The 12,103-nt window shown below is 56.0% G+C and carries 10 protein-coding genes and 1 pseudogene; 2 read left to right on the top strand and 9 right to left on the bottom strand.

Going from position 1 to position 12,103, the window contains the following annotated elements:
• Positions 1-11: 11 nt before the first annotated feature.
• The 8 genes from fliM to P0120_11960 form a co-directional block, all read right to left on the bottom strand.
• Positions 12-986, bottom strand: coding sequence for a flagellar motor switch protein FliM (gene fliM / locus P0120_11995; protein MDF0675039.1), 975 nt, complete (start codon positions 984-986; stop codon positions 12-14).
• A gap of 10 nt (positions 987-996) precedes the next feature.
• A complete protein-coding gene (locus P0120_11990) occupies positions 997-1,548 on the bottom strand; it encodes a flagellar basal body-associated FliL family protein (protein MDF0675038.1) in 552 nt (183 codons plus the stop codon).
• A gap of 301 nt (positions 1,549-1,849) precedes the next feature.
• On the bottom strand, positions 1,850-3,208 hold the full coding sequence (locus P0120_11985; GenBank protein ID MDF0675037.1) for a flagellar hook protein FlgE: 1,359 nt from the start codon (positions 3,206-3,208) through the stop codon (positions 1,850-1,852).
• A 20-nt stretch (positions 3,209-3,228) separates the two neighbouring features.
• On the bottom strand, positions 3,229-3,882 hold the full coding sequence (locus P0120_11980; protein MDF0675036.1) for a flagellar hook assembly protein FlgD: 654 nt from the start codon (positions 3,880-3,882) through the stop codon (positions 3,229-3,231).
• Between the two features lie 21 nt (positions 3,883-3,903).
• Positions 3,904-4,971, bottom strand: coding sequence for a flagellar hook-length control protein FliK (locus P0120_11975; protein MDF0675035.1), 1,068 nt, complete (start codon positions 4,969-4,971; stop codon positions 3,904-3,906).
• An 832-nt stretch (positions 4,972-5,803) separates the two neighbouring features.
• Positions 5,804-6,199 carry a hypothetical protein gene (locus P0120_11970; protein MDF0675034.1) on the bottom strand — a complete coding sequence of 132 codons (396 nt, stop codon included), beginning with the start codon at positions 6,197-6,199 and terminating at the stop codon, positions 5,804-5,806.
• Between the two features lie 227 nt (positions 6,200-6,426).
• Positions 6,427-9,063, bottom strand: coding sequence for an SUMF1/EgtB/PvdO family nonheme iron enzyme (locus P0120_11965; protein ID MDF0675033.1), 2,637 nt, complete (start codon positions 9,061-9,063; stop codon positions 6,427-6,429).
• Positions 9,064-9,250: 187 nt separating this feature from the next.
• Positions 9,251-9,616: a hypothetical protein gene (locus P0120_11960; GenBank protein ID MDF0675032.1), complete on the bottom strand. Its 366-nt coding sequence runs from the start codon at positions 9,614-9,616 to the stop codon at positions 9,251-9,253.
• Positions 9,617-9,761: 145 nt separating this feature from the next.
• On the opposite strand from P0120_11960, the gene P0120_11955 reads away from it, so the two are divergent.
• Both P0120_11955 and P0120_11950 read left to right on the top strand, forming a co-directional pair.
• Positions 9,762-10,370: a hypothetical protein gene (locus P0120_11955; GenBank protein MDF0675031.1), complete on the top strand. Its 609-nt coding sequence runs from the start codon at positions 9,762-9,764 to the stop codon at positions 10,368-10,370.
• Between the two features lie 326 nt (positions 10,371-10,696).
• Positions 10,697-11,164 carry a CreA family protein gene (locus P0120_11950; GenBank protein MDF0675030.1) on the top strand — a complete coding sequence of 156 codons (468 nt, stop codon included), beginning with the start codon at positions 10,697-10,699 and terminating at the stop codon, positions 11,162-11,164.
• Positions 11,165-11,232: 68 nt separating this feature from the next.
• Here P0120_11950 and P0120_11945 read toward each other — a convergent pair.
• Positions 11,233-11,993, bottom strand: a pseudogene (locus P0120_11945) (IS5 family transposase).
• Positions 11,994-12,103 lie beyond the last annotated feature (110 nt).

Below are 12,103 nucleotides of genomic sequence, written 5' to 3'. Positions count from 1 at the left end.
CACTCTCTCGACTAGGTCAATACTCTGGTCACGCGGCACGCGTGATTGCCCTTGTAAATCCCTGGGCTACCTTGAAACTTGTGATACCCCTCGATATAGCAATCGAGAGGATCTCCTGGGTGCTGGTCGAGCACAATCACGTCGCCTGGGGCAAAATTCATGACATCCTTCACCGTGACGGTCGCGGTTCCCAGCCGTACCGCAATCGGAAGCGGACAGTCTTGTAATCGCTCTCGAAATCGATGACTCCACTCGCCGTTTTGATCGACCTGATCGGATACGAGGCCGGAATAGAGTTTCTCTTTGATCGGCTCGAGCATGCTGTAGGGATAGACGATGTACAGTTCGCTGTCCCTTTCTCCCAAGACGACCTGCAACGTGACAACGACTACAATTTCCGATGAGGTCACCACCATCGCGAACTGAGGATTGCTCTCAGAACGCACATACTCCACCTTAACCGGCACGACGGCCTGCCACGCTTTTTCCAGGTCGACAAGCGAGTGTAGCAACAGCTTCTTGATGATCCTGAGTTGGACCGGCGTAAAGTCTCGCCCCTCGGGCTTCACCTGGGTCTGACCTCTTCCCCCAAAAAAATAGTCCACGACCAGGTACACCAGGAACGCCTCCATCACGAAGAGGGCGCTGCCTCGTAACGGAGCCATATGGAACACGTTCAACGATGAGGGCATGGGAACTTTCTTCAGAAACTCGCCGAACTTGATCACCTGCGTCCCAACGACGGCGAACTCAATGGCCTCCCGAAACATACTGGTCCAGACGACTGATTGGCGGCGAATGAATCGGTCGTTGATCATCTCCATGGTCGGCATCCGTCCGCGGATGATCCGTTCCTGGTTGAACAGATCGTATCCCTTGACACCTTTTGCGTCCGGGACAGCTTCCTTCGGGGCCGTCTCCACTTCGCCTGAGACGACGCCCTTCAAGAGCGCATCGATTTCGTCCTGTGAGAGAATCTTGTCCATAGTGCCGCTGTTACTGAACGACGAATTCCGTGAAATAGACGGATCGAACGCCTGGTTTCTTCAGGAGACCGTTGGTGCGCTGTGTAATTTCATCGCGCAGCTGGAATTTCCCCTGGGTCGTTCTGATCGCATTGACGTCCTTGCTGCTGAGCAGAACGAGGATGGCATCTCGCATCTGAGGGATGCGGGCGGACAGTTCGGCAGCGACGGCTTCACTGTCCACCTCAAGTTTGAGGCTCAGCTTCAAATACCGAACGTCGGACGTGTCAGCGAGGTTGACGATGAAGGGGTCCAAGTCGAACATGACGCCCAGCGCAGAGGCCTGACCATGTTTTCCACCGGCCTCGCTCTTGGAGTCTGCCTTTGCCTCAGCGTCGGCTTTATGCTCTTCTGAGTTTTCAGCACCTTTGCTTGATCCTCCCAGGAACTTGACCGCCACAAACGCTCCGCCGACACCGAACACCAAGGCCACAACCGATACGATAATGAGCAGTTTGACGGGGAATACCGGAGCGGGGGCCGCTACTGAGGTTTTTTCATCGGCCGCGGCTGCATCTGCCATAACTCCTCCTCGATTGACTCAGTGGCCCGGTGCGGAGACTGCAATGCATATGCCACTATGTCGCTGAAACCCATGGGCAAAAGAGATCGTGAATCAATGCACTTGGCGCGTATCCTATTTGGAATGTGCCTGACATGCAGGAAGAATAGCTCGCTGTCAGGCGGCGCCTTGACACTGTAGTCAAGAATCTGACGTGAGAGCTGGGTAAACTCTGACAGTGGAAGGACGTAGGCCTGGGGATAGAGAGGGAGGTCGGGCTGGGTCTAGGACAACAGTCCCAGCCCGATTTCACATCAAGGAACTACCGTTTCAGATTCACCAATTCCTGGAGGACCTCATCGGATGTCGTGATCACTCTCGAATTCGCCTGAAATCCTCTCTGCGCAGCAATCATGTCGATAAAGCTTTCCCCGAGATCCACGTTCGACAGTTCAAGCGTGCTGGAAAGAATTCGTCCGAGGCCTGCAGACGTTGCAGGACCGACCAGCGGTTGTCCGGAGGTACCCGATTCGGCAAAGGTATTCTTACCGGTCCGGACGAGTCCGAGAGGATCCGGGAATCGAGCAAGAGCCAGCTGAGCCAACGGACGAACCTGCCCGTTGGAGAATCGTCCGTTGATGAGTCCATTGGTTTCCACAGAGAAGGATTGCAGCGCGCCGGCGCCGAACCCATCCTGAGTCTGCTGAACCAGGCCGGATGCCGCTCCGAATTGCGTGCTGAGATCGACTCCCGCACCTCCGTCCGTCGTCACACTGCTGCCGAAATTAAATGCAACCGACTGATCGGCCGTCGCACCGACAAAATCGATTTGCCCCTGTCCCACTAGGGCTCCGGCGACTCCGGCGGCGGTGCCGCTGTCATAGCTTGTGACCACGCTCTCGGTGTCAAGAGCACCAGAGGTCGTAAAGGTCAGAGTACCGGAAGCCAAGCGCACGATACCAAGTGACGCATTGATGTTGGATGCATGATAATTCGCCGTGACGACCTCGTTAGTACTGCCGACGATGTTGTAGTCCCATGTGTTCGCCGCAGTCTTGGAAAAATACGTGGTGAGCAGATGAGGGTTCCCAAGCGAATCGTAGACGGTGAGCGATGTTGAAAACTGAGATGTCCCGTTCGGATCCGTGAGGGAGAAGGCACTCGTCGATGACTGTGAATTGAGATTGGCACCGATATCGACGGTCGTCGTCGGATTCGGCGGAGCGGTTGTCGAGGGTAATGTCATGCCTCCGATGCTGGCTGTAATCAGCCCGCTGGTGTTGACTTGGTACCCCTGGAGGAAGAAGCCGCTTGGGTCGACGATGCGGCTTTGGGAATCCAGGTGAAACTGCCCCGCCCGAGAGTAAAAGCTCCCGCCGTTTGCATCCCGGAGAAGGAAAAAGCCGTTACCATCAATCGCCAGATCCAGTCCGTTACTGGTGGTGCTGAGCGAACCTTGGCTGAAGTTCCCTTGCACTCCGTTGAGCGCCACCCCCAAACCAGTCTGGATCGCGCCACCCGCTCCTCCCAGCGAGGAACTGATCAGGTCCGCAAATACGGAACGGCTGGACTTGAACCCGACCGTACTCAGGTTGGCAATGTTGTTCCCAATGACCGATAGCGCGTTCCCGTTCGCGTTGAGCCCGCTGACGCCCGTAAAAAGCGACGACAGTATTCCCATGAGTACAACCCTCCTCTTTGTTATCGCATCTCGACGATATCGGACGGATCGATGGCCAAATCACCGACAAGGAGTTTGGCTTGCCCCTCTTCCATACGTATGCCGGAAACAGTGAGCGTTGCACGCCCTTCCACACCCACAGGCTTTCCTTCCGAATCCATGGCGGAGATAACATAGCGGTACATCCCCTTGGGCATAAGACTTCCATTCTGGTTCATTCCATCCCACTCGGCCGTATGCGGTCCTGCCGGTCGATCGCGGTATTCCAGACTCCGCACGATTTGCCCCTGTTGATCCTGAATACTGACCAGAACTTTTGCGGCATTCTTGTCCAATGTGTACCCGAATTGAGCGGGACCATCGGCGAGTTGCACCATCGTTTGCCCGATGGTGATCGTGCGGCCGATCATGGGCAGCAACGTGAACTGCAACGAGGCGGTCTGCGCATCGAGGCTCTTCTGAAGCAGCTGCGCCTGTTTCGCGGTCTGTTCCAACTGGCTGAATTGTGCGAGCTGCGAGATAAATTCGGTATTGTCGGTGGGCTTCAAGGGATCCTGGTTCTTTAATTGCGTGACGAGCAATTTGAGAAAATCGTCCTGCCCCAACTGTCGGGGTCCTGTTTTTTCCGGCGTCGGAGGAGTTCCAGTCGAGGTGAGTTGAGATACATCAACCATTTGCCATATCTCCTTTACCGTCTACGCCACCAAATTCAATAGGCCATGGAGCGGTACGCGCGGTTCGTCCTGTCGGTCCGGACTCTGCCCCCATTTCATCCCTTGCGAGCCCTGATCCCAGGTCTGTCCTTGTTCCTGAGAAGGGCCATGGTGGAAGGAACGACCGGCACTCTGACGATCGATATCCACGCGGAATTGTCCCATGTCCAATCCGTTCGCTTGAAACGCCGCCTGAAGACGGTCCTGTCCGTTGATGAGGAATTGCCCAACTTCAGGCCTGTCGGCTGATAAATGTGTATGCACCACATCGTTCGTCATTGCCACACGAATGCTCAGATGACCCAGGTCTGGCTGTGCCACATTAAACACGACTGACCGCGCCATTACGTGTGCAGATTTATCTCCGGGATCGTTGCTGGGCATGGCAGGTTGCGCATGACTCACGAACGAGGCAGTGGGAGGCGGTGGCGGATTGGAACCGACGCCTCCGTGAGCTCCAACCATGGTCGCCGCTGTAGATTGTCCGCCCGTCACTTGGTGCTCACCAACCGCTGGCTGCGATAACTCAGTCTGAGCTTGATCATGCGGAGAGCCGTTTTGCCCGGTCCTCAATTCGACGAAGTATTTCGTCACATCAAAGCTCGATTGATGGCCACGCAGTAAGGCCGCACTGACCTTCGATTCACCGTTTCCATCACCGCTGACGGATTGCGGAGGATCTTCAACCAACAACATGGCCTCCGCCTTCGGTTCTAAGTTTTCCTTGTCACCGCGCGGTGGTGCATGGCCCTCGGAATGTGAAGAAGCGGGACGTACAAGCGCGACTCCCTCCGCAATCCGAGCAGCATCATTCATCGGACGGTCAATCCCTCCATCGTTCGGCACCGGACTTGAGTTTAGATTGGACGCTCCTCGAGAAAGACCGTCGGACTGTGGACGAGATCGTCCTATCTCCGGTCCCGAGGAAGCAGCATGAGTTTCCACATTAGCAACCACGGTCTTTGTATCAGCGCCACTGACAACGGCTTGCAGATCATCTTTCACGATCGGACCTGCTTGAGCATCGGCTTCCGTAGGCAGCGGCGACATGGCCGACGCCTGTTCTGGTTGATCCTTCGAGTGCGTAGCGGCTCCATCTGAAGACGATCCGCCTTTGTGAGCCTCAGGAGCCAACATCGAAGGCATGGGGGTTTCGGGTGGTATCAGGGTAGACATGGAGGACACTGTTGTTGCCTGGTGCTCACCTTCGGACGATCGAGGGCCCTCTTCCATGGCCATCTGTTCTTGGTTGATCGTGTGTGTCGCGATCGGAAGGGGAGTCGGAGCAGATACGGGCTGAGACTCTGAGCCATGAGAATCGGAACGGGCATCGTCCTTTACAGCGGAAGATTCACCATCCTCCTTTGAAGCCTCAACAGACCTGTTCGCGTCCTGACCAGAACGATCCTTCTCCAACATCTTTGACGATGGCGCGTCAGCACGATCCGTTCGGACCGAGGAGCCATACCGATCTCTCGCCTCGTTCGCCTGAGGCTTGTTATAAGATTTGCTCGATGATCGGATGTCGTCCGCCTCACAACGGTCGGCTCTCCCCTCCTCGCCACGAACTCTCTGGAGAACCGCCGAAAAATGTTTCCGCACACCACTGGAGCTGGAAGGAGAAGCTGTCCGGACCAACCGAGAACTCCCGTCAATAGAGGGTCTGGATGGAGGAGAGAAGGTGTCGGTCGCAATGAAATCCATGGTTGTCGATCCTGCTTATGATCCAAGGCAGGCGAATACAAACCCCATGCCAATTGAACGGCTTATAACACCGCAGAGAATTAGACTTTGAGGTGGGAACCCTTACAGCTTTGTCAGGAAAGAGGAAAACTTTACACTGTGGTAGGCAAAAGTAGCCCTTGAACAGCAGGCAGCCCTGTTACAGCGGCGCTTCAATCTGTGGGGAGGGGTGTTTCTTGGAGCGATCTTCCGGCTGCCTGAATTGGAAATGCCAATCATATTGGCCGGATTCGGGAGATGAGCCGAACCACCCTTCGGCCGTGAAATGCTGATCGGACTTTGACTTGCCCTCTGGATAGAACTTGAACCGCAGATGCTTCTCCCGATCACCCTTCGTTTCATCAGGGTTACGGCTCCCGGAAATTTCTAAGTGGTCCTCAAGACCATCGAGCGCTTGATTCAGCAGCGAACGGAGCATCGTGGTGGTCAACGCCTGCTTGAAGGGTTCATCGGGGTCGAACGATTCCACCTCAGCCGCCCAGACCGGAGCAGCCAGGCAGATCACAAAGAACGCGGTTACCCAAGCTCGTACCATAGGAGCACTCTAATCCTTGGGCATGACATGGTCAAGCCTCCCATAATACCTCCCCGCCTCCGCCATGCACAGTTCAAGATCCGACCCCAATTTTATGTGAGGTGAAGCATCGCTCCCATCCTTACAAAGATGGTTGCGTTCGTAGCACACGGACTCCCGCCCCTATTGATAGCTCCGACCCCAGAGCAAAGAATAAAGAGCAGAGGTCAAAGAACAAAGCGCAAAAGTTAGGGCTCAATGTCCTGGGCAAGACGGAAACCGATATAGAAGTCCCGGTGGTCGGCGTCGCTCCTGTGCCGTTCCGACGCACGAAGGAGCACCGGATTGTCGAACCAGGACCCGCCCCGGAGCATGCGCACGTCGCCTCTCTCTATTCTCGTGCCTAGTCGATCGGTGTTGAGACACCATTCCAAGACATTGCCTGCCATATCCATCACGCCCTGCTCTGTCGCTCCTTGGGGATACATGCCGACTGCTGTTGTCCGAATCAATCGGCTCCGGTCACTATTACACCGGGAGTCATCCCATCCGCCTTTCCACGGATACTCGCGCTCCGGATCGCCGTCTGTAGCGGCGAGTTGCCACTCCCATTCGGTAGGGAGGCCAATCTTCTGATTCGTCCGAGAGCTCAGCCACCGACAAAAGGCGACGGCCTCATACCAGGAGACCTCCACGCGCGGGAGATTGGCGTCTTGCCACGCCGTCTCAACAACTTTAGCCGGCGCCACAGCTTCACCGGTTCGTTCATCGATTGGTCCAATGTCCTTCCACCATTTCCCGTTTCCAAAGCCGTCCTCTGAATTGAGAAAGGCCGTGAACTGCTCGTTGGTGACTGGATATTTGGCAAGACGGAAGGAGTGGACCATGCCGTGATAGGCCCCATGGAGCCCCCGTAGAATCGCACGCAGGCCTTTCTTCCAATCATCATAATTCACATGTCCTTCAGAGATCTCAATCCACTCGATGTCGGGCAACCCATCCTCCTTAAGCCCAACGCCGGGCCGCCGATCGCCGAGCGCTGCCAGATTCTGCCCAATCGTGAGCCGATCGCGATGCGAGAGGGAAGTGTTCTGAAGACGTGCAACGAGCTTGTCTTGCGGTGCCATAAACAGCCGGACAATTTCCTTGACTGACTTCTCACCCCGCCTTGCGACGACCCCCTTTAGCTTCAGGATCTGGTCTGTATGCCAGAGATGCTTGGGATCATATCCCTGTCGCATCCATTCGCCTGCCTCAACCTCAGCCCGCCGAAGGAGGAGCGAATCCTCGCGATCTCCCTCGATCCACCCAGCCAACTTCGGCCAGGCGCGGAAGAGGGCTTCATGGGCCATCTCAAGCGTCCGGACATTCTCGTCTCCATCTGAAATTAGCAGGCGAGCTCTGACGAACCGTTCCAGCACGTGATGGATAGAAGCAGGCAGATCATTCCACTGAACCGGCTGCTTCGCGTATCGTTCGTCGTCGGCCACCCGTACCATCGACAGAAACGCGGTTCGCAGATCTAAAACTTCTTTCTCTGCCAACGGCTTGGCGCTCAGGACTGCTCCCGCTGCTCGTGCGATACAGCCGTCGAGCCTTCCCAGTTTATCGCGATACTCCTCAAGCGTCAGAAGCCTATCCTGCCCATAGCCTTCATAGAGTTCACGGAGCGTAAAGGCAAGTAGGGGCAAGGCATCTGCTGTCTTCGTATCGCTGATCAGGGCCTGGACAAGGCCCGGTCCCAGTTTAAGGCCCGCGACCCTTGCCGGACCTTCAATGACCGACGCGAAGTCGTCGACCTGCATCTGCGGCACCGCTAACGGTTCGAATCGCAGACCCCGCATGGCCGGATGATCCTGAAACGAGCCAAGAAAATCGGAGCGCAACGTGGCCGACACCAGAAGACCGCTGTCCTCACGGTCCAGCACTGCACGCAGAAATGCCAGAAAGCGATTGCCCTCGTCATTCGCACCGAGGGTCAGGAGCTTCTCGTACTGATCGATCATCAGGAGCACCGTGGCCTCCCGTGACCCGGCGGTCTCACGCACCTCCTTGACCAGCTCTAGGAACGCATCGACGGACTGTTTTGACTCCTGCTCATTCCATCGTATTCGATCCCGCACAGATGCCAGGTCCGTTCGCGTTGCCTGCTTTGCCTCCTTGAACTCGTCGAACCTTTTGCTGATGACAAGAGCCAACTCGTCAAACGGTGTTTTGAGCGGTCGAAATGGCTCGATGACCACCCACCGCTGGGCCCCCTTGAGTCGTGGAAGCAGACTCGCACGCATCAAGGAGGACTTTCCACTGCCCGACGCACCCAGCACGAGGGCGAGCCGAGGTCCACCGAACTCTTGGAGACGATTGAGTAGAGCCTGTCCTTCTCGAATCTCCTTGTCGCGCCCGAAAAAGATGGCGGCGTCCTGCTCCTGAAACGCCATTAGGCCCGGATACGGCGCTCTGGTGCCGTCCCAGTCAGAAAAGTTATTGGGATCAAGTCCTGCGGCGAGGAGTCCCTTCTCCAAGCATCGGTAGGCCGTATCCCATTCAGCGGTTGCATCAATAATCTGTTTAGCTGTAAGAATGGGATCGACTTTGCAGTCGTCGATTTTGATCGGAAAGACCTCCTTGCCCAGTGCCTTGGCGTGTGTGATCTCAGCAAAGCACCACCGGGACGCCATGGAGGCATGGCTACAGAGAACAATCACCGCAAGGCATTCGCGCAACCTCGCATACAGCTCCTTCTCCCACTCCCGTCCCGGCGGGATCCCTACCTCGGGATCAAAATCGAGGAAGATGGATCGGTGGCCCCGCTGTTTCAGGCAAGCAGCAACCTGCTCAGCAATAGAATTGTCTCGGCTGCTATGGCTGATGAAGATGCTGCTCATGCAACACCAGGCCTCAGAGGTGGCGCCGTACGGTCAGGGTGGGATTTTACAGATTTGAGCTAAGAGGATCTACTCGCAGGACAAAGAGTGGGATTCGTATGTCGGGAACTGCGCACGAAATAGTAGCTCCACACATCTATGACACATCACCTTGTTCACCGCTCCCTGGGGACTGCACAGCGCCCACTTACTGAAAACTCGACACGCCAGCCGGTGGCCGATCCACCACCGCGTGCTTCGGTGGCGGAGCCTGCGTGTCCGTGTAGGCCAGATCCGTTGTTCTGGTCGGCTTGCCTGGAAATGCTGGTAGTGCGTTGTAGTTGGACAGTTGGAGGTTAATCGCCGTTACGAGTTGTTCGAGTCGCTCAGCCACGAAGATCAACGACTCCATCCGCACCCACTCCTTGCCCTCGTTTTGTCGAGCGTTCTGTTCCTGAAGTCGTTCAAGAAGTTCGTAAGAAAGTAATGGGGTCAAAAGTAATGGGGTCAGATCTTGAATCGTGCAGCCGGATGCAGCTTGGATCTTGCCGTCCGCGCCACCCGAAGATGCCATGGCCTCTGGTCCTGTTTCCCCTGCGAAACACGAGTACGAAAAGGGGTCGCCGGAGCTGGCCCGGTTCCGTGAATCCACATAGCCGAGTCTCCCTTACCCTCTCGATCACCTTCACCGCCCTTCTCGTTTGTTATAATTTCAGGCTGTGGGACGACAGTATCGCATCGGCTCGGCCATCACCGTCGCGTGCCTCCTCTCCATCCTGCTCCTTCTGGAAGGATGCTCCTCTACACCACCTCCCTCCGGCGTCCACTTTCCAATCACCAACGGCTCCCATACGCTTTTGCCCAGTGAGCGACAGCGCATCCTTATCTGGGGAGATCCTCTCCTCGCCCGCGTGGCTGACGAATGGCTCCGGTCTCATCACTATTCACACATTCTGATGTTCCCTCAGATTCCCCACCGCTCATCGGATCGCCAGGCGGCGCTTGCGGTCGCGACAGAGGCGAAGGCAGAGTTCGTGCTCATGCTGGAGCGGGAAGAACTGAAGGAAGAGGCATTGATCCAGGCGAACTGCGGCGCACTCTTCAATATCACTGTCGATGTGCGAGGCCTTTCGGTGGAACGCGGAGGGAGCGTCCTGCGGGGCAACGCCCATTACCCGCACTGCGTCGAACGTAACGACCAGACTGTTCAGAACCTGACTTGCCAAGCCCTTGCCACCGCGTGGGGCTTCCGCTCATCCGGGCAGCTTGAGATTCCCTCACACCTGGCATGCACAGCTGGCCAGAGCACCCCCGCACCGAATCGCTAGGTCCACACCCGCGAGTGAGGAGAGAACTATGTGTCACAGTAATAGGGGTAGACAAGCGGATTGACTTGTTAGTCGAGAAATCGAGGGCCGGTCTTGCCCTCCGGCACCCCCAGCAGATGCCATAGCTCCCGCCGTAGTTCCCCGCACTCGAACTGCTCTGCAAGGCTATGTTCGGTAGAACAATGACGGGAATGCTTTAGCTTCGCTCGACTGCTATTTCTTTCACGTCGCCAGGGCGGCCCGCGTCAGAAGCCCTTGTGTTCAAGCATACCCCAAGCTATATGTTACCTGGAGATAAAGCTAAACCATGAGAGGAGAATAAGCAGATGAAGAAAACCATATTCGTAACCACGTTACTCTGCTGCGCCACGATCGTTTCGGCAAGTCATGCTGAGGAAGTTGGGAGTGTCGATACAGAATTCAAATGGTTGGGTCCGGATCACAAAATTGTGGTTGAAGCGTTTGACGACCCAAAGATTGAAGGCATCACGTGTTATCTGAGTCGATCAAAAAAAGGTGGCTTTAAAGGTATGGTCGGATTGGCAGAGGAAACCTCCGATGCCTCACTGGCCTGTCGTCAAGTCGGTCCCATTCGCGTTGTGGGTGCGCCGAAAGAAGGGGAAAAGGTATTCAGTGAGAGTCGATCCCTGATTTTTAAGACCCTACAAGTTGTCCGATTTTTCGACAAGAAACGCCAGACCTACATTTATCTCGCCTATAGCGATCGAGTGATCGAGGGCTCGCCACAAAATGCCATCTCCACCGTGCCGATCCAATCCTGGTCAAGTCGATAAGGGCCAGAAGACAATTTAACCAAACGAAGGTTGGATGGAGGGCAGGCATGAGATATTAGGGCGTGTCATCAATTAAGCCATGTCATCGAAGCAGCGAGATAGATGGCACCGAGGAAATTGGCGGCGCGTTTATCATAGCGGGTGGCGATGGCACGGAATTGCTTGAGTCTCGCGAAAAAGTTCTCGATCAGATGGCGGGCTCGGGAGAGGTCTTGATCGTATTCACGTGGGGTTGTTCTGTTGGATTTGGGTGGGATGACGATGGTCTTCCCTGCTTTTCGCAGCGGTTCAATCACCCGTTCATCGGCATCGAAGGCTTTATCGGCGATGACGGTATCCGCCTCAATGCCGGGTAGCAAGACATCGGCGCCCTCCAGATCATGCGCCTGTCCTGGGGTGAGATGAAACCCGGTCGGATTACCCAGCGCGTCACAGGTGGCGTGGATTTTCGTGGTCAGGCCCCCCTTGCTGCGTCCGATGGCTTCCTGCACTTGGTGCCCCCTTTTGCCCCAGCGCTGTGCTGGTGGGCACGGACGATGGTGGAATCGATCATCGCGTATTCATTGTCGAGATCCTCGGCCAGACGCGCAAACACCCGTTGCCAGACGCCGCGTCGACTCCAGCGCGTATGGCGCGTGTGGATCACTCGGAAATCTCCGAACCGCTCCGGCAGATCCCGCCACGGGATTCCCGCGCGATACCGGAACAACACCGCTTCCACAAATAGCCGGTTGTCCTGCGCGGTCACCCCCACCGTGCCTTCACGCCCAGGCAACAGGGTTTCAATCTTCTCCCACTGGTCATCCCGCAACCCGTACCGTCTCACCATCCGCAGGCCCCTCCTTCGGCCTGGGACGGAGTGAATCACACCACGATGGCTTTGTGAACCTAGAAAATTAATTGATGACACGCCCTAAAAGGCTCAAGAGTCTTTTCTTG

Origin of the sequence: Nitrospira sp. (assembly GCA_029194675.1) — a bacterium.
Classification (GTDB): Bacteria; Nitrospirota; Nitrospiria; order Nitrospirales; family Nitrospiraceae; genus Nitrospira_D.
Note: the sequence above shows the minus strand (reverse complement) of the source record. Positions and strands in the feature narration are given on the sequence as shown.

Coding starts and splice junctions, on each gene's coding strand:
- P0120_11965 (MDF0675033.1), bottom strand. CDS start 9,063: ATGAGCAGCATCTTCATCAGCCATAGCAGCCGAGACAATTCTATTGCT.
- P0120_11970 (MDF0675034.1), bottom strand. CDS start 6,199: ATGGTACGAGCTTGGGTAACCGCGTTCTTTGTGATCTGCCTGGCTGCT.
- P0120_11960 (MDF0675032.1), bottom strand. CDS start 9,616: ATGGCATCTTCGGGTGGCGCGGACGGCAAGATCCAAGCTGCATCCGGC.
- fliM (MDF0675039.1), bottom strand. CDS start 986: ATGGACAAGATTCTCTCACAGGACGAAATCGATGCGCTCTTGAAGGGC.
- P0120_11950 (MDF0675030.1), top strand. CDS start 10,697: ATGAAGAAAACCATATTCGTAACCACGTTACTCTGCTGCGCCACGATC.
- P0120_11985 (MDF0675037.1), bottom strand. CDS start 3,208: ATGGGAATACTGTCGTCGCTTTTTACGGGCGTCAGCGGGCTCAACGCG.
- P0120_11980 (MDF0675036.1), bottom strand. CDS start 3,882: ATGGTTGATGTATCTCAACTCACCTCGACTGGAACTCCTCCGACGCCG.
- P0120_11975 (MDF0675035.1), bottom strand. CDS start 4,971: ATGTCGCCGCTGCCTACGGAAGCCGATGCTCAAGCAGGTCCGATCGTG.
- P0120_11990 (MDF0675038.1), bottom strand. CDS start 1,548: ATGGCAGATGCAGCCGCGGCCGATGAAAAAACCTCAGTAGCGGCCCCC.